Origin of the sequence: Streptomyces sp. NPDC020747, from assembly GCF_044334695.1 — a bacterium.
Classification (GTDB): Bacteria; Actinomycetota; Actinomycetes; order Streptomycetales; family Streptomycetaceae; genus Streptomyces.
The window spans coordinates 509,402-531,583 of the sequence record NZ_JBIRTJ010000004.1 but is presented as its reverse complement, the minus strand read 5'-3'; the positions used below and the strand labels follow the sequence as shown (position 1 = coordinate 531,583).

Genomic DNA, 22,182 nt, shown 5'->3' with positions numbered 1-22,182 from the left:
GGCCTCTGTCGCCCGCGCCTGAGTGTCGCGAGGGGTCGGGCGTTTGCGACCCCTCGCTGCGTCCGGCGTGGCGAGGGGGCCCCTTCCCTGGTTCCCTATAGTTCATATGCGAGACATTCCACCAAAAAGGGAAGTCTGTCCGTGTCGTTCTCTCCCTCGCCGCCTGTCGGTATGCGCCCGTCCGGTCCGGTCCGGCCCAGCGACCGGGCGCGGATCGCGCTGCGGCCGGCTGAGATCGCCCGGATCACCGGAGGTTTCTGGCGTGAGCGCCGCCGCGTCAACGCGGAGGTGAGCATCCCCCAGGGACCGGCCCTGCTGGAATCCGTCGGCAATCTGCACAATCTGCGGTTGGCCGCCGGGACCGCAGACGGTGCGTACCGGGGGGCGCTGCCCTTTCTGGACAGTGATGTGACCAAGTGGCTGGAGGCCGCTTCCTGGCAGCTGGCTGATCCTGACACACCGGACCGCACCACCCTCTCCGGGGCCGTGGACATGATGATCCGGCTGCTCGCCGAGGCCCAGCAGGACGACGGCTATCTGCAGACCTGGTACCAGGTGGCCGATCCCGGTCCGCGGTTCGCCGAGTTGCTCTGGGGCCACGAGCTGTACTGCGCCGGTCATCTCTTCCAGGCCGCCGTCGCCCATCACCGCTCCACCGGACGTGAGGATCTGCTCACCGTCGCCCGCCGCTTCGCCGACCACATCGACGGCACATTCGGCCCCGGCAAGCCCGTCGACGGCATCTGCGGGCACCCTGAGATCGAAACCGCCCTCGTGGAGCTCTACCGTGAGACCGGGGAGCGCCGCTACCTGGACCTCGCCGGATACTTCATCGACCGGCGCGGCCACGGCCTGCTCGACAAGGACGACCCCCTCGGCCTCCGTCCGGGCCCCGACTACTGCCAGGACCACGTTCCCGTGCGGGAGGCCGAGACGGTGACCGGCCACGCCGTACGCCAGCTCTATCTGCTCGCCGGGGCCACCGATGTGGCGGCCGAGACGGGCGAACCGGAACTGCGCGCGGCGACGGAACGGCTGTGGGAGGCGATGACCACCACCAAGACCCATCTCACCGGGGGCGTGGGAGCGCACCACCGATGGGAGGACTTCGGTGACCCCTACGAACTGCCCAACGAACGCGCGTACTGCGAGACCTGCGCGGCCGTCGCCTCGGTCCAGTGGAGCTGGCGGATGGCGCTGCTCACCGGTCAGGCACGTTACTCGGACCTGATCGAGCGGACCCTCTACAACGGCGTTCTCCCCGGAGTCTCCCTGGACGGCCGGAGCTGGCTCTACATCAACCCCCTCCAGGTGCGCGACGGCCACGAGCACCACGGCAAGGACCAAGGAGCCCACCGGGCCCCTTGGTTCACCTGCGCCTGCTGCCCGCCGAACGTCATGCGGCTGCTCGCCAGCCTGCCCCACTATGCCGCCAGCACCGACGCGGACGGCCTGCAGTTGCACCAGTACGCCGACGGAGCATACGGCGGGCCCACCGACGGCGGGCGGGTCCTGGTCCGGGTACACACCGACTACCCCTGGCAGGGCCGGATCGCGGTGACCGTCGACGAGGCGGGCCCGGGGGAGCGGACCCTCTCGCTGCGCGTGCCCCAGTGGTGCCGGGAGTACACGGTGACACCCCCCGCTGGGGACGCCCCGGGCTCCGGGAAGGCCAGCGGGGCCGGACAGCCGGCGCAGCAGGACGGCTGGCTGCGGATCCGCCGCACCTGGCGGCCCGGCGACACGGTCGTTCTGGACCTCGGGTTGCAGCCGCGGCTGACCGCGGCAGACCCGAGGGTCGATGCGGTACGCGGCTGTGTGGCTCTCGAACGCGGCCCCCTTGTGTACTGCCTGGAGCAGATGGATCAGCCGGGCGTCCCCCGTCTGGACGACATCCTGCTCGACACCACCGCCGGGCTGGCCACCAGGCACCGTCCCGATCTACTGGGTGGGCTCACCACTCTGATCGGCTCCGGACTGCTGCGTCGGCCAGGGGCCTCGCGGGCGGACTGGTGGCCGTACCGCTCGGTGCCCAGCGGCAGGAGGGACGCGGACCGGGTCCTGCGCGACACAGGGGCCCGGGACGCGGCGGCCGTCCCCGTCGAGCTGACCGCCATCCCCTACTACGCCTGGGCCAACCGCGACCGGGGCAGCATGCGCGTCTGGCTGCCCACCTGCTGAAGCACCCACCGCAAGCCTGCTCCTAGGACGGCAACCATGAAGAAAAGAGCGACGACCGCAGGCGCACTGATGGCGTCCGTCATGCTGCTGGCCGGAGCATGCGGGGCCGGAGCGCAGTCATCGGCATCGACCACGGACGCCACCATCAGTCTGTGGACCCGTGACACCCAGAAGGAGTTCATCAACCAGATCGTGGACGCCTGGAACGAGAGCCACGACACCAAGGTGAAGGTCACCATCGTCCCGGCCGCCAACTTCGTCCAGAAACTCGCCACCACGGCCGCGTCCGGCAACGCACCCGATGTCGCCTCCATCGACCTGGTGTATCTGCCGTACTTCGCCTCCACCGGGACGCTGGAGGACATCACACAGCTGGCCGACGACCTGCCGTACAAGGACGGCCTGAGTCCTTCTCACCGCGCACTCGCCGTCTACAACGAGCGCACCTACGCACTGCCGTTCACCGGTGATGCGTCCGTGCTGTTCTACAACAAGGAGCTGTTCGAAAAAGCCGGTCTAGACCCGGACCGGCCCCCGAAGAACTACGCGGACATCATCTCCGCCGCCAACAAGATCAGTGATCTGGGTCCGGACATCCACGGCTTCGCCATCGCCGGGCAGTGCGGGGGCTGCAACGTCTTCGAGTTCACGCCGCACGTGTGGGCCAGTGGCGGCGAGGTGCTCTCCGACGACGGCACAGAGGCCCTGTTCGACTCCCAGGAGGTCACCGACGCCCTCACCTTCTACCGTCGGCTGTACACCGACGGCACAATGCCGGCGCAGTCCCGGACGGACAACGGCACCCACCAGCCCGCGGCGTTCCTGAGCGGCAAGGTCGGCATGGTGCCGTCCGGCACCTTCTACTCGCAGGTACTCAAGAAGGATCCGGACATCGACTTCGGTGTCACTTGGCTGCCCGGCAAGAACGGTGGCCGGTCCTCCTTCGCGGGCGGTGACGAGATCGCCGTCATGAAGAACGGCGACAACACGGCAGGAGGGCGGGAGTTCGCCACCTGGGCCACCGGCGAACAGGCTCAGAAGGTGCTCGCCGACAACGGCATCGCCCCCGTGCGCAACGATCTGACCGACGAGATCTACGTCCCGCTCGATCCTCGCAACAAGCTGTTCGCCGAGGCCCTGGAAGCGGGGCGTACGCCGTACAGCACCGTCGAGCACCAGCTGTTCAACGACAACAACGGACCCTGGGTCCAGATGATCAACAAGGCCGTCTTCGGCGGCGACATCGCCACGGCCCAGAAGCAGGGGCAGGAGGCCGCCCAGGCCATCATCGACAGAGCGCCGCAGGGTACGAACTCCCGGGGCCGCAGCGGATGACGTCCCCCACCGGCCTCAGCGGTGATGCCGCACCGAGAAGGACGCTGACCCGGGCCGGGCGGCGCCGAGTGGCCGGGGCCGCCCTGACAGCCCCGGCGCTGGCGCTGATCGCCGCCTTCTTCTACGTCCCGCTCGTGACGATGCTGTGGATGTCGCTGCACGACTGGCCCCTGCTGGGAGAGCGCCGCTTCGTCGGGCTGGAGAACTACGGCACCGCACTGGACGACTCGGCGTTCCGCAGGGCCGTGCTCTTCACCTTCGAGTACACGCTGATCACCACACCGGTGCTGCTGCTGTCGGCGCTCGGACTCGCCCTGTTGGTCAGGAGGAAGGGCCGCGCAGCCCGCTTCTTCCAGGCCGTGTACTTCATGCCGGTGGTGATCGGTCTCGCCGCGGGATCCTTTCTCTGGCTGTTCATGTTCCAGTCCGACATCGGACCCGTCGGCGACCTTGCCGACCGCCTCGGCGTCGCGAGCCGCAACACCGACTGGTTCGCCGGAACGACCTCCGCGCTGCTCGTGGTCGTTGCCATGGTGACCTGGAAGATCGTCGGACTGCAGATGCTTCTGCTGCTCGCCGGGCTGCAGGCGATCCCGGCCGAGGTGGAGGAGGCCGCCCAGGTCGACGGTGCGAACCGGTGGCAGTCGTTCCGCCACATCACCCTGCCGCTGCTGCGCCCCACGCTGGCCCTGGTTCTCGTCTTCTCCGTGGCCGGCTCGCTGCTCGCCTTCGACCAGTTCTACATCATGACCGGCGGGGGCCCCACCAACTCGACCATCACAGCGGTGTTCGAGATCTACCGCACGTCCTTCATCCAGTTCGAGCTCGGACTCGGCGCCACCTTCTCCGCCCTGCTGATGATCGTGCTCGTCGCGGTCAGCGCCCTGCAGATGTATCTGCTCCGCTCGTCCGACGCCGGATCCGAGACCTGACCGAACCCCGAGGCGAACTGAGTCGATGCAAGCGAACATGCGCGGCGAGGCCCTGTGAGCGGCCGCAGCCACGAGCAGAACCCGCCGGAACCTCCGGAGCACGAGGAGAGCCCGCCGGACGCGGCCATGCGGTCACACTCGAAAGCGGCTCCCGAGCGGCTGCCGGCCGCCATCCGGCGATCGCTGCCACGGGCGGCCTGGTGGGTGGTCTGCGCCAGTCTGGCCGCGCTGTTCCTGTACCCGCTGTACGTGATGATCGCCCACAGCCTCAAGACCCCCATCGAGGCGACCGCCGCACCTCCCACCCTCTACCCGCACGATCTGTCCCTGGATCACTACCGGGCACTCGCCGGTGACGGGGGGATCGACGTCCTGGCCAACGTCCGCAACAGCCTGGTGGTCTCACTGGGCACCACCCTGGCGACGGTGGTCCTCAGCATCCTCGCGGGCTACGGCTTCGCACGGCTGCGCTTCCCCGGCAGCAACCTCCTCTTCTTCGCCGCCCTCGTGACCTTCATGGTCCCCTTCCAGGCGCTCATCACCCCGCTCTACCTGCTCCTCAAGCATCTCGGGCTGCTGAACTCGCTCCTGGGACTCATCCTCGTCTACACCACGTTCCAGCTCCCCTTCGGCCTGTTCCTGATGCGGAACTCCTTCGCGGCGGTCCCCCGCAGCCTGGAGGAAGCCGCACGGATCGACGGCTGCGGCACCCTTCAGACGCTGGTCCGGGTGATGCTGCCCGTCGCCGTACCCGGAGTGATCGCCACCGGCCTGCTAGCCTTCTTCACCGCCTGGAACGAGTTCTTCGCCGCGCTGATCCTCGTGACCGACCAGGAGCGATTCACCCTCCCGGTGAGCCTGAGCGTGATCAGCAGCGAAGCGCTCGGCAGCGTCAACTGGGGAGTCCTCCAAGCAGGCGTCACGGTGACCGTCATCCCTTGCGTGATCATCTATGTGCTGCTGCAGAAGTACTACGTCGGCGGATTGCTCAGCACTCTGGGCAAGTGAACTCCGGCCGCTTCGGAGGGGTCCCGCGGTACGTGCAGGGCGCCTTGGCCACCGGGTCCACGAAAGAGTCACTCCGCCACCACGCTGGGTACCCGCGCTTGCCGGGAGCGCCCTTACGGAACCCACTCCGGGAGGCGCGGGAAATCGGCTTCCACCAACCGCCTACCCTTGACGCATGACCAGCAGCAGCGACCGGAGCCCGGCAGTGGACGTTCGTTCATCTAAAACCTACGAAATCCGAACCTACGGATGTCAGATGAACGTCCACGACTCGGAACGGCTCTCCGGGCTGCTCGAGCACGCCGGTTACGTGCGCGCGCCCCAGGGCTCCGACGGTGACGCCGACGTCGTCGTGTTCAACACCTGCGCGGTGCGGGAGAACGCCGACAACCGTCTCTACGGGAACCTCGGCAGGCTCGCGCCGATGAAGACGAAGCGGCCCGGCATGCAGATCGCCGTCGGCGGCTGCCTCGCCCAGAAGGACCGCGACACCATCGTGAAGAAGGCGCCCTGGGTGGACGTCGTCTTCGGCACGCACAACATCGGCAAACTGCCCGTCCTCCTGGAGCGCGCCCGCGTACAGGAAGAGGCACAGGTCGAGATCGCCGAGTCGCTCGAAGCGTTCCCCTCGACGCTGCCGACCCGCCGCGAGAGCGCGTACGCGGCCTGGGTCTCCATCTCCGTCGGCTGCAACAACACGTGCACCTTCTGCATCGTCCCGGCGCTGCGCGGCAAGGAGAAGGACCGCAGGACCGGCGACATCCTCGCCGAGATCGAGGCCCTGGTCGGCGAGGGCGTCTCCGAGATCACGCTGCTCGGGCAGAACGTAAACGCTTACGGCTCCGACATCGGTGACCGCGAGGCCTTCAGCAAGCTGCTGCGGGCCTGCGGGAAGATCGAGGGCCTGGAGCGTGTCCGTTTCACCTCGCCGCACCCGCGCGACTTCACGGACGACGTCATCGCCGCGATGGCCGAGACACCGAACGTCATGCCGCAGCTGCACATGCCGATGCAGTCCGGTTCGGACACCGTCCTGAAGGCGATGCGCCGCTCGTACCGGCAGGAGCGGTACCTGGGGATCATCGACAACGTCCGCGCCGCGATCCCGCACGCCGCGATCACCACCGACATCATCGTGGGCTTCCCCGGCGAGACCGAGGAGGACTTCGAGCAGACCCTGCACGCGGTCCGCGAGGCCCGCTTCGCGCAAGCGTTTACGTTCCAGTACTCCAAGCGCCCCGGCACCCCGGCGGCCACCATGGAGGGGCAGATCCCCAAGGCAGTCGTGCAGGCGCGCTACGAGCGTCTCGTCGCCCTCCAGGAGGAGATCTCCTGGGACGAGAACAGGAAGCAGGTCGGCCGCACCCTGGAGCTGATGGTCGCCGAGGGCGAGGGCCGCAAGGACGGCGCCACCCACCGCCTCTCCGGCCGCGCCGCCGACAACCGCCTGGTGCACTTCACCAAGCCCGACACCGAGGTCCGCCCCGGCGACGTCGTCACCGTCGAGATCACGTACGCGGCTCCCCACCACCTGCTCGCCGAGGGCGCCGTCCTCGACGTGCGCCGCACGCGTGCGGGGGACGCCTGGGACAAGCGCAACGCCACCGAGGCCGCGAAGCCCGCGGGCGTGATGCTCGGCCTGCCGAAGATCGGTGCGCCCGCGCCACTGCCGGTCGCCACGGCCAGCGGCTGCGGCTGCGACTGAGGGCCCCGGCACGACACGGGCGGGAACGTGGCACGCAGCCGTCGAGGAGTGCCGTCGGGCCGCCACACGGGGCTACGCTGCCGATCATGCTTGTCGCCGCTGCCGTCTGTCCCTGTCCGCCCCTTCTCGTGCCCGACGTCGCCGCGGGCGCCGCGCCCGAACTGGACGCCGCGCGTGCCGCCTGCACGGACGCCCTGGGGGTGCTGGCCGCCGCGCGGCCCGACCGGCTGGTGGTCGTGGGCCCCGCCGAGCAGAGCGGGCGTGGGCCGCATCCGGAGGGCGCTCGGGGCACGTTCCACGGCTTCGGCGTGGATCTCGACGTCCGACTGGGCGGGAACGGGGCCCGGACGCCGGAAGACCCGGCCGGATCAGGGCCCGTCGAGGGCGCTGATCGTCCCCTGCCGCCGTCGCTCGCCGTCGCGGCCTGGCTGCTCGGTCGTACGGGCTGGTCGGACGCCCCCGTGGAAGGTCTCGGTGTGGGGGAACCACTCGCGGCCGAGCGGTGTATCCAAACGGGAAGGGAAATCGCCGCGCAGGCCGAGCGGGTGGCGTTGCTGGTGATGGGCGACGCCAGCGCGTGCCGCACGCTCAAGGCGCCCGGGTACCTGGACGACCGGGCGGCAGGCTTCGACGCGGAGGTGGCGCATGCGCTCGGAGCGGCCGACGTGGCCGCGCTCCAGACACTGGACGCGGAGCTGGCGTACGAGTTGAAGGCCTCTGGCCGCGCCCCCTGGCAGGTGCTCGCGGGCGCGGCCGAGGGCGCGGGGCTCGCCGGCGCGCTCCTGTACGAGGACGCGCCCTACGGCGTGGGGTACGTGGTGGCGGCCTGGTCGTAGCGCCAGGGCGGGGGGCGTAGGACTTGGGCGGGGTGCAGGGCGCTGGTGGGGCGCGCAGGGCCTGGGCTGGGCGGTCTTCGTGCCTGGGGAGGGTGCCGGCGGTCGTAGCGCCCGGGGTGGTCGTCGTGCCTGGGCCGACCCTGTCGTCCGCTCCTGCGCGCCGGTCACACTGACCGTGCGCCGGGTGCGTGGCACCGGGCGGGACATGTCTCTGCAGAGGTCGCGCGCAGGGGCGAATGCCGACAGGCACGGGGCGTCAGGCGATGTGTCGGGCGCGGACCACACGGCGCAGGCCGTCAGCGTCCCGCCAACACGGCGGACGGCCCGGAGCCCGACGTGCTCCGAGGCCGTCCGTCGATGTGGTGTCGCTCAGGATGCCGAGGGCGGTGGTGCCGGGGGAGACGGGGGCGTCGCGCCGCCGTCCGTACCGTCACCCTCCTTGTGCGCGAGTCGGTCCAGAGCCCCCTTGGCCTTGCCGGTGCCCGTCTGGATCTTGTCGCTGTACTTGCCCTTGGTCTTCTCATCGGCCAGCTTCGCGGCCTTGTCGAGACCCTGCTCGATCTTGTCGATCCTTCCCCCGTGCTGCTGCGCGAGGTCGGAGACCTTCTCCTTGGCAGGCGCGAGTCCGGCCTTCAGCTTGTCCAGGAGACCCATGGTTCACCTTCCCTCGCGGGACAGTTACTTTCGGGCGCCCTCGCCGGCCTCGCTGTCGGCCGCCTCCTCGGCGGACTGCTGCTTGGGGATCTCGACGCCCTCCGCCGCGGACTCGTCGGACTCCGCCGACTCCGTCGCCGCTCCGGATGCGGTCTCGGTCTCGGCCTTCGCCGACCCCTTCGCCGCGTCCTCCGCATCCGCCCCGGACTCGGCCGTCACAGCGCCGACCTCACCCTCGGCGGTCGACGTCTCCTCCGAACCCTTGGACTTAGGCCCATCCTTACGAAGAAGCCGTGCAAAAACGCCCATATCATCTCCATACTCTACTCATGTGGGCGAAATTCCGCGTTGCCCGGTGCGTCCCATTGCGTCGCCCGGGTCACCGGCCCTCACGACCGGCGGCTGGAACCTCGCAACAGGCAACGACCCCGGCCCCGCGCCGTCACGTAGCTCGTTCGAGAAGAGGCCCCGAGGTTTGCGAGACTGTTGCGGTGAGTAGCCCTGCCCCCGCCCCGCGGGTCATCGCCGTCGTCGGTCCCACCGCGGCGGGAAAGTCCGATCTCGGCGTCCATCTGGCCCAGCGCCTGGGCGGCGAGGTCGTCAACGCCGACTCGATGCAGCTCTACCGGGGGATGGACGTCGGTACCGCGAAGCTGACGCCCGAGGAACGGGGCGGCATCCCGCACCACCTCCTGGACATCTGGGACGTGACGGTGACGGCGAGCGTCGCCGAGTACCAGCGGCTCGCGCGCGACCGCATCGACGCACTCCTCACCGAGGGCCGCTGGCCGGTCCTCGTCGGCGGCTCCGGGCTGTACGTCCGGGGGGCCGTCGACAACCTGGAGTTCCCCGGCACCGACCCGGAGGTACGGGCCCGCCTGGAGGAGGAGCTCACCCTGCGCGGCTCCGGTGCCCTGCACGCCCGGCTCGCCGTCGCCGACCCCGAGGCCGCCCACGCGATCCTGCCCAGCAACGGCCGCCGGATCGTCCGGGCCCTGGAGGTCATCGAGATCACCGGCAAACCCTTCACCGCCAACCTCCCCGGCCACGACTCCGTCTACGACACCGTGCAGATCGGCGTCGACGTGGCGCGTCCCGAGCTCGACGACCGCATCGCCCTGCGGGTGGACCGCATGTGGGAGGCCGGCCTCGTCGACGAAGTGCGCGCACTGGAGGCGCAAGGGTTGCGCGAGGGGCGTACGGCGTCGCGTGCCCTCGGCTACCAGCAGGTGCTCGCGGCGCTCTCGGGGGAGTGCACGGAGGACGAGGCGCGTGCCGAGACCGTACGGGCCACCAAGCGCTTCGCGCGCCGTCAGGATTCCTGGTTCAGGCGCGATCCACGGGTGCATTGGCTGAGTGGGGCTGCGGCGGATCTCACAGAACTTCCGCAGCTCGCGCTGGCGTTGGTCGAACGACCGGTCACAGCCTGATCACGTCCTGGCATCGGGACGCTCCGGCCGTCATCCCGGTCTGCGAGGCCGTGCCATCATCGAGCTTCGATCGACCAAGTGGAGTCCGAGTTGGGAGGGCGCGTGGCGATGGAGGCCGGCCCTCGCGACACCGCACAAGGCGCGGAACAAGGCACCGCCACCGGCGGGGCGCACGACACCGCACAGGAGCAGCAGGACCCCGATGAGGACCGACTGAGCCCGGACGGGCCCGACGAGATCACCGGCGGGGTCACCGCCGACGGACCCGAGCCCGACGAGATGTTCCCGGGGCCCGAGGTCGAGGTCGAGCTGCGCCCCCAGCGCCGTATGCGCATCTGGCAGCTCGCCCCCATCGTGAGCCTCTCCGCACTCGGCTCCCTGATGTTCGCCTTCCCGCTCGCCTTCGACTTCGGCGACAGCGGGGCCATGATCGCCATGCTCGGCCTGCTGATCTGCTCCTGTGCCGCCGGCTGGGGCATGATGGCCGCCCGCCGCGTGGGTTACACGTGGCCCGGCCTCCCGCAGCGCGGCTCCGGCCGCCGCCCGGACTGGCGGGTCGCCATCGCGTACGCCGTGGTCGTCGCCGCGGTCGTGGTGCTCGCCGTGTGGCGCGTGGCCCGGCTGCGCTGAGCCCTCCAGGCGGCCTGCCACGGCGTCTGCGGTCCTGCGTGAGGCCCGGGGCGGGTCCGGTCGCCGGACAGCTCGGCCGGGTTGTCGTACCGACCCCTTACGATCGAGGAATGAGCACGCGGATCGCCTTCCTCAAGGGGCACGGGACCGAGAACGACTTCGTGATCATCCCCGACGCCGAGAACGTCATCGACCTGCCCCCGGCCGCCGTCGCCGCCCTGTGCGACCGCCGCGCGGGCCTCGGCGGGGACGGTCTGCTGCACGTCGTACGGTCCGCGGCGCACCCCGAGGCTCGGGCGATGGCGGCCGAAGCGGAATGGTTCATGGACTACCGCAACGGCGACGGCTCGGTCGCGGAGATGTGCGGCAACGGAGTGCGTGTGTTCGCCCACTATCTCCAGCGCGCCGGACATGTGACCGAAGGTGACATCGCAGTCGCCACGCGCGGAGGCGTCAAGACGGTGCACATCGCCAAGGAGGGCGACATCACCGTCGGCATGGGCAAGGCGCTCCTCCCCGAAGGGGACGTCACCGTGAGCGTCGGCGGCCGCAGCTGGCCCGCGCGCAACGTCAACATGGGCAACCCCCACGCGGTCGCCTTCGTGGAGGACCTCGACCACGCCGGAGATCTGTACACGGCGCCGCCGTTCAGCCCCGCCTCCGCGTACCCGGACGGCGTGAACGTCGAGTTCGTCGTCGACCGTGGTCTTCGTCACGTCGCTCTGCGTGTCCACGAGCGCGGCTCCGGCGAGACCCGCTCGTGCGGCACGGGCGCGTGCGCCGTGGCCGTGGCGGCGGCCCGCAGAGACGGCGCCGACCCCGCGGTGACCGGCACACCGGCGACGTACACGGTCGATGTGCCCGGCGGACGCCTGGTGATCACCGAGCGGCCCGACGGCGAGATCGAGATGACCGGGCCCGCGGTGATCGTCGCAGAGGGTGAGATCGACGCCGGGTGGCTCGAAACGGCGACCCCCTGAACCTTCGCTCGAATGGGTGATCCGTTTCACGCTCGGCGAGAGGCGGTCAGTCGGGCGTGGTGGGCTCGGTAGCATCAAGCACCGGCCCGGACGGGGGAACGACGCCATCCCCAGAGCCGCGCAGTACGCCATGGGGCACCCCGTCCGCCGGTCCACGCAGCCGGAGGTGCCCATGAGTGCGGAGGCCACGAACCCCGCGACGCCCGGCCCCACGACGCCCGGGGTGCAGCGCAGGAGAAGCCGCCCCCGGATCGATCTGCGACGCCTCGGCCGGGCCGCCCTGCTGGGACCCACGGCCCGCGGCCGGCTGCCCGACGCGATCGGCCATATGGCCGAGGCTCATCGAGCCCATTACCCCGACGCCGACCTGGACCCGCTGCGCCGCGCGTACGTGCTGGCCGAGTCCTCGCACCGCGGCCAGATGCGCAAGAGCGGCGAGCCGTACATCACGCACCCGCTCGCCGTGACGCTGATCCTCGCCGAACTCGGCGCGGAGACCACGACTTTGACGGCGTCCCTGCTCCACGACACCGTCGAGGACACGGAAGTGACGCTCGATCAGGTGCGGGAGGAGTTCGGCGAGGAGGTCCGCTATCTCGTCGACGGCGTGACGAAGCTGGAGAAGGTCGACTACGGGGCGGCCGCCGAGCCCGAGACGTTCCGCAAGATGCTCGTCGCCACCGGCAGCGACGTACGCGTGATGTCGATCAAGCTCGCCGACCGGCTGCACAACATGCGCACCCTCGGCGTGATGCGCCCCGAGAAACAGGCACGCATCGCCAAGGTGACGAGGGACGTGCTGATCCCGCTCGCCGAACGCCTGGGCGTGCAGGCCCTGAAGACCGAGCTGGAGGACCTCGTCTTCGCGATCCTGCACCCCGAGGAGTACGCCCACACCCGCCAACTCATCGTCGACAACGCCTCACGCACCGACGACCCCCTCGACGAGATCGCCGAAGAGGTACGGGTGGTCCTGCGCGAGGCCGGGCTGCAGGCCGAAGTCCTCATCCGGCCACGGCACTTCGTCTCCGTGCACCGCGTCTCGCGCAAGCGCGGCGAGCTGCGCGGCTCCGACTTCGGACGCCTCCTGGTGCTCGTGAACGAGGACGCCGACTGCTACGGGGTCCTCGGCGAACTGCACACCTGTCTCACGCCCGTGGTCTCGGAGTTCAAGGACTTCATCGCCGTCCCCAAGTTCAACCTGTACCAGTCGCTGCACACCGCGGTCGCCCGCACCGACGGCCAGGTCGCCGAAGTCCTCATCCGCACGCACCAGATGCACAAGGTCGCCGAGGCCGGCGTCATCGCGCTCGGCAATCCCTACGCTCCTCCTTCGGAGGAGCAGACGGACGGCGACAGCACACGCGCCGGCGACACGGTGGACGGCGAGCGCGCCGACCCGACCCGTCCCGGTTGGCTCTCCCGCCTCCTCGACTGGCAGGAGGCGGCCCCGGACCCCGACACGTTCTGGTCCACGCTCCGCGAGGACCTCGCCCAGGACCGGGAGATCACCGTCTACCGGCCCGACGGCGGCACGCTCGGGCTGCCCGCGGGCGCCAGTTGCGTCGACGCCGCCTACGCCCAGTACGGCGAGGACGCGCACGCCTGCATCGGCGCGCGCGTCAACGGCCGCCTGGTGAGGCTCAGTACGGTCCTGAGCGACGGCGACACCGTGCAACTGCTCATGGGCCAGGACCCCGCCTCCGAGCCCTCCAGGGAGTGGCTGGAGCACGCGCACACACCCGTCGCGCGGATCGCCATCACCCGCTGGCTGGCCACCCACCCGTCGCCCGCGACGCCGCCCGAGGCTCCCGCCACGACCCGCCGCCCGTCCGCGGACGGGCCCGCCGCGCGCCCGGCCGCCGCGGACGTCGTCGTCGACCAGCCCGGCGCGACCGTACGCCTCGCGGGCTGTTGTACGCCCGTGCCGCCCGACGACATCACCGGCTTCGCCGTACGTGGCGGAGTGGTGACCGTGCACCGCGTCGAGTGCGCGGGCGTGACCCGCATGAAGGACCTCGGGCGCACGGAGGTCTCAGCGCGCTGGGGCGACACCTCGGAGTGCCGCGTCACGCTCTTCGTCGAGTCCTTCGGCCGGCCCCATCTGCTCGCCGACCTCACCGAGGCCATCGCCCTGGAGGGTGTCGACATCGTCTCGGCGACCGTCGAACCGCCCAGCCAGCAGCGCGTACGCCACACCTACACGCTCCAACTCCCGGACGCCGCCGACCTCCCCGTGCTGATGCGGGCGATGCGCAACGTCCCGGGCGTCTTCGACGTGGGCCGCGCACAGCATCAGACGACGACTTCGTAGAACGCCGCGCACGGCACCGGACGACGACTCCGTAGAACGCGCACAGCACCGGACGACGACTCCGTAGAACAGCGACCGGGCGGAAAGCGCCCGTTCGGGTGGGCTCGGCGCGAGTCGTCGCCGTGGGGAGGGCCGTCGCTGATAGCCGTGGTCCATGCTGCGCACCCCCAGGACCACCCCCCGTACCGGGACTCCACGCCCGAAGGCCCCCCGGCGGCTCCGCACGGCGTTCCTCGCCTCCGCCGCCTCTGTCTGCCTCATCGCCGCGAGCGCCCCCGCCCCGGCCCCGCTCGGCATCGGCGACCGGCTCTTCCCGCACCTGGGCAACCCCGGGTACGACGTCAAGGCGTACGACCTCGCCTTCACCTATCCCGGCAGCAACAGCAAGCCGCTGCCGGCCGTCACCACTATTGAGGCCAGGACGACAGACTGGCTGGAGCAGGTCAATCTTGACTACTCGCACGGAACAGTGCGATCCGTCGAGGTCGACGGCGAGCCCGCGGAGTTCCGGAGCGCCGGGGAGGACCTGGTGGTCACGCCCGCGGAGCCGCTGCCGCCCGGCGTCCGGATGCGGATCACCGTGCGCCACGACAGCAACCCCGTGTCGAGCAAGGACCAGGACAGCGGCTGGGTACGGACCGAGGACGGCCTCGCGATGGCCAACCAGGCCGACGCCGGCCACCGGGTCTTCCCGAGCAACGACCACCCCTCGGACAAGGCCCTGTTCACCATCCGGGTCACCGCGCCCAACGGCTACACGGCCGTCGCCAACGGGCTGCCCCTGGGCGTGAACCGCCGCGCCGCCGCGACCACCTGGACGTACCGGACCGAGCACCCCATGGCCACCGAGCTGGCCCAGGTCTCCATCGGCCGCTCCTCCGTGCTGCACCGGAGCGGGCCGGACGGTCTGCCCGTACGCGACGTCGTGCCCACCAAGGACCGCGAGGCGCTGGAACCGTGGCTCAAGAAGACACCCGACCAGATCGCCTGGATGCAGGAGAAGGTCGGTGACTACCCCTTCGAGACGTACGGGCTGCTGATCGCCGAGGCCCGCACCGGGTTCGAACTGGAGACACAGACGCTCTCCCTCTTCGAGAAGGAGCTCTTCACGCGGCCCGAGTACCCGAAGTGGTACGTCGAGGCGATCATGGTGCACGAACTGGCACACCAGTGGTTCGGCGACAGCGTCTCCCCGCGCACCTGGTCCGACCTGTGGCTCAACGAAGGACACGCCACCTGGTACGAGGCCCTCTACGCCGAGGAGAAGGCCGACAGGTCCATGGAGGCACGGATGCGGGCCGCCTACCGGGCCTCCGACACCTGGCGCGCCACGGGAGGCCCGCCCGCCGCGCCCAAGGGGGCCGCGCCCGGCGAGAAGCTCAGCATCTTCCGCCCGAACGTCTACGACGGCAGCGCCCTGGTCCTGTACGCGCTCCGCGAGGAGATCGGCCGCCGCTCCTTCGAACAGCTGGAGCGGACCTGGGTGAGCACCCACCACGACGGGGTTGCCGACACCACGGACTTCACGCGCCTCGCCTCGGGCATCGCGGCCCGTGATCTGAGCGGATTCTTCGAGGCATGGCTCTACGGGGAGAAGACCCCGCCCATGCCGGGCCACCCCGACTGGCGCAGCGAGAAGCCCGTCGAGAAGCCCGCCAAGCCCACGCGATAGCCCCGAAAACCCGATGACGAGACGGGCCGTGCCGTGCGAACATCTTCACATCGACGCCACTTCACATCGACGCCACTTCGGGTCGACGCCACTTCGGGCCGGCGGCACGGCCCTCCGGAATCCGGACGGGAATCTCCCGGCGGCCCCGGACGTTGTGGTGGGTGTCGGACGGAAGTCCGTCGTCCCACAGGTATCCCCATCGACGTAAGGACCCAATGACCTCCTCTTCTTCCCCTTCCCAGGACACACAGAGCCTCGCGCAGAACTACCCCGACGGTCTTCGGGCCGATGCCCTGATGGAAGAGGACGTCGCCTGGAGCCACGAGGTCGACGGAGACCGGGACGGCGAACAGTTCGACCGCTCCGAGCGTGCGGCCCTGCGCCGCGTCGCGGGCCTCTCCACCGAGCTCGAGGACGTCACCGAGGTCGAGTACCGGCAGCTCCGTCTGGAGCGCGTGGTGCTCGTCGGTGTGTGGACCTCCGGGACCGCGACCGATTCGGAGAACTCCCTCGCGGAGCTCGCCGCCCTCGCCGAGACCGCCGGCGCGCTCGTGCTCGACGGCGTCATCCAGCGCCGCGACAAGCCCGACGCGGCCACCTACATCGGCTCCGGCAAGGCCAACGAGCTGCGGGACATCGTGCTGGAGACCGGCGCGGACACCGTCATCTGTGACGGTGAGCTCTCGCCGGGCCAGCTGATCCACCTCGAAGACGTCGTCAAGGTCAAGGTCATCGACCGTACGGCCCTGATCCTCGACATCTTCGCCCAGCACGCCAAGTCCCGAGAGGGCAAGGCGCAGGTCGCGCTCGCGCAGATGCAGTACATGCTGCCCAGGCTGCGAGGCTGGGGTCAGTCGCTGTCCCGTCAGATGGGCGGCGGCAAGGGCGGCGGCCTCGCCACCCGTGGTCCCGGTGAGACCAAGATCGAGACCGACCGGCGTCGTATCCGCGAGAAGATGGCGAAGATGCGCCGGGAGATCGCGGACATGAAGACCGGCCGCGAGATCAAGCGCCAGGAGCGCCGTCGCAACAAGGTGCCCTCGGTGGCGATCGCCGGCTACACCAACGCCGGCAAGTCCTCGCTGCTCAACCGCCTCACGGGCGCGGGCGTGCTGGTGCAGAACGAGCTGTTCGCCACCCTCGACCCGACCGTGCGCCGTGCCGAGACGCCCAGCGGGCGGATCTACACACTCGCGGACACCGTCGGCTTCGTCCGGCACCTGCCGCACCACCTCGTCGAGGCGTTCCGCTCCACGATGGAGGAGGTCGGGGACGCCGACCTGATCCTGCACGTGGTGGACGGTTCGCACCCGGCGCCGGAGGAGCAGCTGGCCGCCGTACGCGAGGTCGTCCGCGACGTCGGCGCGACCAAGGTGTCCGAGATCGTGGTGATCAACAAGGCGGACGCGGCCGACCCGCTGGTGCTCCAGCGGCTCATGCGGAACGAGAAGCGGTCCATCGCCGTCTCGGCCCGTACGGGCCAGGGCATCGCCGAGCTGCTCGCGCTCATCGACGTCGAACTGCCGCACCCCTCGGTCGAGATCGAGGCGCTCGTGCCGTACACGCTCGGCCGGCTGGTCGCGCGCGCCCACTCCGAGGGCGAGGTGATCTCCGAGGAGCACACCCCGGAGGGCACCCTGCTGAAGGTGCGGGTGCACGAGGAGCTGGCGGCGGAGCTGGCGGCGTACGTTCCGGTGCCGGCTGTCTGACCTGATCGGTCTGCTCTGATCGGTCTGCTCTGATCGAAAACGTCGAAGGCCCGCCCCCTCTGGCAGGGGGCGGGCCTTCGACGCGTGCGGGGCGCGGATGCCGTAGGCATGGCTCCTGCGTGCGTGCGTACGGGCGAGGGCGCCTACTTGGCGCCGTACTCCTTGCTCATGTTGTCGAAGAGCGTCTCGGCGCCCCGGCCCAGTTGAGGTCCCGCGAGCCAGGTGTTGTCGGCCGGGCCGATCGAGGTGTTCGAGACGAGCACGGTCTTGCCGTCGATGACCCGGAACCAGCCGCCGCCCGACGAACCGCCGGTCATGGTGCAGCCGATGCGGTACATCGTCGGCAGACTCGGGCTGAGCGAGAGCCGGCCCGGCCGGTCGACGCACTTGTGCATGATCAGACCGTTGTACGGCGGCGCCGCCGGGTAGCCCCAGGCGCCCATCGATCCCGCGTCCGCCGCGGCGGGGGTGGAGAAGTCCACGTCCAGCGCCGTACCGACGGTCTCCTCAAGGGACTTGGAGCCCGACTCCGGCTTCACGTGCAGCACCGCGTAGTCGTACGCGGCACCCGCGCCGCCCGACTCCGAGCCGCCCTGGATCCACTCGTTCGAGGTGGACGCCCAGTCCGCCCAGTACTGGCCGTACGGGGAGATCTCCTGCCGTGTCGCGTCGGCCAGCTCGGTCTCCGACTTGCCGAGGTCGTTGTAGGCGGGCACGAACGCGATGTTGCGGTACCAGCCGCCGCCACCGCCCGCGTGGACACAGTGGCCGGCGGTCCACACGAGGTTGGACTTCCCAGGGTTGCGCGGGTCCTTGACGACCGTGCCGGAGCAGACCATCGAGCCTTCGGGGGAGTCGAAGAAGACCTTTCCGACCGGGGCGGCGTTGTCGTGGTACGGGGTCTCTTCCCGCGTCGCGGTGACCGGGGCCGGTGCCGGGTCGCTCACGCCCTGGTCGGCCGAGGCGTCCTTCGCGGAGATCGTCTTGTCCGGGTCCTTGGCGGACTTCATCCGCTCGGGCTTCCAGAGGCCCTCGATCACCGGGTTGACGAAGTCCTCGGCCTCAGTGAGCCACTTGTCCTTGTCCCAGTTCTTCCATTCGCCGTCCTTCCAGTCGTCGACATCGATGCCGTGCTCCTTGAGCTTGCCGGCGATGTCGGCCGGAATTTCGATCCTGTCGCCACCGGAGGCCCCGGTCCCGGTCCCGGCCCCGGAGCCGGTGGCGGCCGGCTTGTCGGCGGCGTTGTCGTCGCCCGACTCGCAGGCGGTGGCGGTGAGCGTCAGAGCCGCCGCCAGCCCCGCGGCGGCGAGGACGCGGCGTCGCCCGCGCATCCCCGAGAAGGACAGACGTGTGGAACGCATGGTGTTGTTACCCCCGATGGAACGTGCAGCTTTCGTCTGCGGGTCAGGCGCGAAGAGCGCGAAGAAGGCTCTCCGCGGAGCCCGTGTCACCGCGACACCCCACTATGCCCGGAGAGTCGAGGACGAACGGCGGCCGGGCGGTGAAGGTTTCCGTGAGGCCCACCCTGCCGCCGTCCGTCCCTGTGCCGCTACTTGCTGTACTGCTCGGCTGCGCCACTGCCGTACTGCTACGGCCGCGCCGCTATTGCCGTGTCGCTACTGCTGCGCCGCGAACTTCTTGCTCACCGAGTCGTAGATCCCCTTGGCCTCCGTGCCCAGATGCGGGCCCGCGAGCCAGCCCGCGGTCACCGGGCCGATAGAGGTGTTGGACACCAGCGCGGGCTTGCCGTCCGACCCCGCAGCGACCCAGCCGCCGCCCGACGAACCGCCGGTCATGGTGCAGCCGATGCGGTACATCGTCGGCTGGGACTCGGCGATCGAGAGCCGGCCCGGCTTGTCCGCACACTGGAACATGGTCTCCCCGTCGAACGGCTTCGCCGCCGGGTAGCCGGTCGCGGTGATGTCCCCGACCTGCGCCACGGCCGGAGCGTTGAAGTCCACCGGGAGCGCCGAACCGACGGTCTCCTCAAGGGACTTGCCTCCGCTGCCCTTCTCCGGCGTCACATGAATGACCGCGAAGTCGTACGAGGCACCGTCGCCGCCCGTCGCGCCGCCCTGCTCGATCCACTGGTCCGAGGTCTGCGCCCAGTCACCCCACCAGAGACCGTACGGAGCGACCTCCTCCTTGGTGGCGGTCGCGAGCTCCGCCGCCGACATGGCGTCGTTGTTGTACGAGGGCACGAAGGCGATGTTGCGGTACCAGCCGCCCTTCTTGCCGGCGTGCACACAGTGGCCCGCGGTCCACACGAGGTTGGACTTGCCCGGGTGGGCCGGGTCCTCGACCACGGTCGCCGAGCAGACCATCGTGCCCTCGGGGGAGTCGAAGAACACCTTGCCCGCCTCGGGCGCGTTCTCGTGGTACGCCGCCGGGACGGACTTCGCCTCCACAGGCGCCGGCTCCGGGTCGGTCACGCCCTGGTCACCCGAGAGGTCGTTCTCGTCGACGCCCTTGCCCTGGTCCGGGTCCTCGGCCTCGCGCATGCGGTCCGGGTCCCACAGGTCCTTGATGATCGGGTTGATGTAGTCACCGGCCTCGCGCAGCCAGTCGTCCTTGTCCCAGTTCTTCCAGGCGCCGCCCTTCCACTGGTCGATGTCGATCCCGTGCTCCTTGAGCCTGTCCTTGATGTTGTCCGGGATCTTGATCTTGCCGTCGCCCGCCGCGGACGCCGACGCCTCGGCGCTTGCGTTGGTGTCCTCGTCCGAGCCGCAGGCGGTGGCGGTCAGGGCCAGTGCGGTGGCCAGTCCGACCGCGGCCAGCACGGGGGAGGTTCTGCGGCGCGAGCTCCTCCCTCGACGGGCGGCGAAGGGCGGGCGTATGGGTCGCATGGTGTGACTCCCCCTGGAGGTGAACGAACAACTCTGCGCTGCCACATGGGACTTCGTACGGATCCGGTGACCCGGATGTGTCCGACGTGGACCGTGGGTGCTGATCAGCGGGGATTCGCTGAACGGCACCACAGACTATGCCGTTGCTGTGGGGGACTTCCGACGGAACCGCAACGGTTCCGTCACGGCAAGGATCTTCGTCCCACCGTTGCCCCTCGCGGTCCTCGTCGTTGGTACGTACGGGGGACGTTCCGGCTGCGTTCATTCCCCTGTCGCCTCCCACCGGGCGGCCGAGCAACTCGCCTCTTCTGGACAGCGGGAGGACCGACAGACGTGGCTGTGACCGAGTCTGCGCCCCAGGCGGCGCCCGCGATGCCCGAGGCCGCGGGGGCGCGTGCGACACCGGAGAACGTCGGGGCGCGCGCGGCGCACGAGGGGATCCTGCGGCGCCAGGCGGCGCGTGAATCCGCGGCGCGCACCTACGCACGCGCCCTGCCGATCGTCCCCGTCCGCGCGCGAGGCCTGACGATCGAGGGAGCCGACGGGAACCGCTACCTCGACTGCCTCTCGGGCGCCGGGACGCTGGCCCTCGGCCACAACCACCCGGTCGTGCTGGAAGCCATCAGGAAGGTCCTCGACTCCGGGGCGCCGCTGCAGGTCCTCGACCTGGCCACGCCCGTCAAGGACGCCTTCACCACCGAGCTGTTCCGCACGCTGCCGCCCGGTCTCGCCGACCACGCGCGTGTGCAGTTCTGCGGGCCCGCCGGTACGGACGCCGTGGAGGCAGCGCTGAAACTGGTGCGTGCCGCGACCGGGCGCAGCGGGATTCTCGCCTTCGCCGGCGCCTACCACGGGATGACCGCGGGGGCGCTCGCGGCATCCGGGGGCGCGTCCGATGTACGTGTCGCGCGCCTGCCCTATCCGCAGGACTACCGCTGTCCGTTCGGCGTCGGCGGCGAGCCGGGAGCCGAACTCGCCGCACGCTGGACCGAGTCCATCCTCGACGACACCAAGTCCGGGGTGCCGAGCCCCGCCGGGATGATCCTGGAGCCGGTGCAGGGCGAGGGCGGAGTGATTCCGGCCCGCGACGACTGGATGCGGCGGATGCGGGAGATCACCTCGGCGCGCTCCATCCCGCTGATCGCCGACGAGGTCCAGACGGGAGTCGGACGGACCGGCGCCTTCTGGGCGGTGGAGCACAGCGGCGTCACACCCGACGTGATGGTCCTCTCCAAGGCCATCGGCGGCAGCCTGCCGCTGGCGGTCGTCGTCTACCGCGAGGACCTCGACGTGTGGGAACCGGGTGCCCACGCGGGCACGTTCCGCGGCAACCAGCTCGCCATGGCGGCCGGCGCCGCGACTCTCGCGTACGTCCGTGAGAACGGCCTCGCCGAGCGGGCCGCGGCGCTGGGCACCCGCATGATCGCCCGACTCCAGAGCCTCGCCGACGACTTCGACTGTGTCGGCGACGTGCGCGGCCGGGGGCTGATGATCGGCGTCGAACTCGTGGACCCCGAGAAGCCGCCTTCGTCCCCCGGCGGACCGTCTCCCGCGGCCCCCGAACTGGCGGCCGCCGTCCAGCGGCAGTGCCTGCGCCGCGGGCTGATCGTGGAGCTCGGCGGACGGAACTCCAGTGTGGTGCGCCTGCTGCCACCGCTCACGATCAGCGACGAACAGGCGAGCGCGGTGCTCAACCGACTGGCGGACGCGGTGGCGGAGGTCGCGAAGACTCCCACCGGCCCGGCGGCCGAGAGCACCCGGCGGACAGCGACCGTGCACGCCCAAAAGATCGCGCACGCCCAAGGCACCGAGCACACCCAACGGGCCGAGCGCTCCGGATAACCGGCCGGCCCAGCGGACGCCTCGGCCGTGGGACTCCGGATACGTCGTCCTCCGGCGGCACCCACACCGCATCACCACAACTGCCTCCTCCGCCCCCGCACCCCCAAC

Annotated in this window: 17 protein-coding genes; 13 read left to right on the top strand and 4 right to left on the bottom strand. The window is 70.3% G+C overall.

Annotated elements, in window-relative coordinates:
* Positions 1-171 precede the first annotated feature (171 nt).
* The 6 genes from ACH4YP_RS15025 (at position 172) to ACH4YP_RS15000 (ending at position 7,997) form a co-directional block, all read left to right on the top strand.
* The gene (locus ACH4YP_RS15025) at positions 172-2,181 is read left to right on the top strand and encodes a glycoside hydrolase family 127 protein (protein WP_398490832.1); all 2,010 of its coding nucleotides are present in this window, start codon (positions 172-174) and stop codon (positions 2,179-2,181) included.
* A 36-nt stretch (positions 2,182-2,217) separates the two neighbouring features.
* The gene (locus ACH4YP_RS15020; protein WP_398490802.1) at positions 2,218-3,516 is read left to right on the top strand and encodes an ABC transporter substrate-binding protein; all 1,299 of its coding nucleotides are present in this window, start codon (positions 2,218-2,220) and stop codon (positions 3,514-3,516) included.
* The gene (locus tag ACH4YP_RS15015) at positions 3,513-4,448 is read left to right on the top strand and encodes a carbohydrate ABC transporter permease (protein WP_398490801.1); all 936 of its coding nucleotides are present in this window, start codon (positions 3,513-3,515) and stop codon (positions 4,446-4,448) included. The genes ACH4YP_RS15020 and ACH4YP_RS15015 overlap by 4 nt, the downstream gene beginning before the upstream one ends.
* Before the next feature lie 54 nt (positions 4,449-4,502).
* Positions 4,503-5,456, top strand: a complete 954-nt coding sequence (locus tag ACH4YP_RS15010; RefSeq protein ID WP_398490800.1) for a carbohydrate ABC transporter permease — start codon at positions 4,503-4,505, stop codon at positions 5,454-5,456.
* Positions 5,457-5,631: 175 nt separating this feature from the next.
* Positions 5,632-7,161 (top strand): tRNA (N6-isopentenyl adenosine(37)-C2)-methylthiotransferase MiaB, encoded by a 1,530-nt coding sequence (gene miaB, locus ACH4YP_RS15005; RefSeq protein WP_398490799.1) that lies wholly within the window; start codon positions 5,632-5,634, stop codon positions 7,159-7,161.
* A gap of 86 nt (positions 7,162-7,247) precedes the next feature.
* On the top strand, positions 7,248-7,997 hold the full coding sequence (locus ACH4YP_RS15000; protein WP_361059187.1) for a class III extradiol dioxygenase subunit B-like domain-containing protein: 750 nt from the start codon (positions 7,248-7,250) through the stop codon (positions 7,995-7,997).
* A gap of 369 nt (positions 7,998-8,366) precedes the next feature.
* Here ACH4YP_RS15000 and ACH4YP_RS14995 read toward each other — a convergent pair whose 3' ends face one another.
* Both ACH4YP_RS14995 and ACH4YP_RS14990 read right to left on the bottom strand, forming a co-directional pair.
* The gene (locus ACH4YP_RS14995; RefSeq protein ID WP_361059185.1) at positions 8,367-8,651 is read right to left on the bottom strand and encodes an antitoxin; all 285 of its coding nucleotides are present in this window, start codon (positions 8,649-8,651) and stop codon (positions 8,367-8,369) included.
* Positions 8,652-8,675: 24 nt separating this feature from the next.
* Positions 8,676-8,960 carry a hypothetical protein gene (locus ACH4YP_RS14990; RefSeq protein ID WP_361059183.1) on the bottom strand — a complete coding sequence of 95 codons (285 nt, stop codon included), beginning with the start codon at positions 8,958-8,960 and terminating at the stop codon, positions 8,676-8,678.
* 182 nt (positions 8,961-9,142) lie between these two features.
* On the opposite strand from ACH4YP_RS14990, the gene miaA reads away from it, so the two are divergent.
* From miaA to hflX, 6 genes are all read left to right on the top strand, one after another.
* Positions 9,143-10,081: a tRNA (adenosine(37)-N6)-dimethylallyltransferase MiaA gene (miaA, locus tag ACH4YP_RS14985; RefSeq protein WP_361059181.1), complete on the top strand. Its 939-nt coding sequence runs from the start codon at positions 9,143-9,145 to the stop codon at positions 10,079-10,081.
* 108 nt (positions 10,082-10,189) lie between these two features.
* Entirely contained in the window at positions 10,190-10,711 is a 522-nt protein-coding gene (locus ACH4YP_RS14980) for a hypothetical protein (protein ID WP_361059262.1), read from the top strand.
* A 110-nt stretch (positions 10,712-10,821) separates the two neighbouring features.
* Positions 10,822-11,691 carry a diaminopimelate epimerase gene (gene dapF / locus ACH4YP_RS14975; protein WP_398490798.1) on the top strand — a complete coding sequence of 290 codons (870 nt, stop codon included), beginning with the start codon at positions 10,822-10,824 and terminating at the stop codon, positions 11,689-11,691.
* Between the two features lie 172 nt (positions 11,692-11,863).
* On the top strand, positions 11,864-14,005 hold the full coding sequence (locus tag ACH4YP_RS14970) for a RelA/SpoT family protein (protein WP_398490797.1): 2,142 nt from the start codon (positions 11,864-11,866) through the stop codon (positions 14,003-14,005).
* A gap of 154 nt (positions 14,006-14,159) precedes the next feature.
* On the top strand, positions 14,160-15,677 hold the full coding sequence (locus ACH4YP_RS14965; protein ID WP_398490796.1) for a M1 family metallopeptidase: 1,518 nt from the start codon (positions 14,160-14,162) through the stop codon (positions 15,675-15,677).
* A 215-nt stretch (positions 15,678-15,892) separates the two neighbouring features.
* Complete coding sequence (gene hflX, locus ACH4YP_RS14960) at positions 15,893-17,386, top strand: GTPase HflX (RefSeq protein ID WP_361055472.1); 1,494 nt, start codon at positions 15,893-15,895, stop codon at positions 17,384-17,386.
* Between the two features lie 143 nt (positions 17,387-17,529).
* On the opposite strand, the gene ACH4YP_RS14955 is transcribed toward hflX, so the two are convergent.
* Both ACH4YP_RS14955 and ACH4YP_RS14950 read right to left on the bottom strand, forming a co-directional pair.
* Entirely contained in the window at positions 17,530-18,747 is a 1,218-nt protein-coding gene (locus ACH4YP_RS14955) for a hypothetical protein (RefSeq protein WP_398490795.1), read from the bottom strand.
* Between the two features lie 255 nt (positions 18,748-19,002).
* Positions 19,003-20,232 (bottom strand): hypothetical protein, encoded by a 1,230-nt coding sequence (locus ACH4YP_RS14950; RefSeq protein ID WP_361055466.1) that lies wholly within the window; start codon positions 20,230-20,232, stop codon positions 19,003-19,005.
* Between the two features lie 333 nt (positions 20,233-20,565).
* Here ACH4YP_RS14950 and ACH4YP_RS14945 point away from each other — a divergent pair, with 333 nt between their 5' ends.
* Complete coding sequence (locus ACH4YP_RS14945) at positions 20,566-22,074, top strand: diaminobutyrate--2-oxoglutarate transaminase family protein (protein WP_398490794.1); 1,509 nt, start codon at positions 20,566-20,568, stop codon at positions 22,072-22,074.
* The last annotated feature ends 108 nt before the right edge of the window (positions 22,075-22,182 follow it).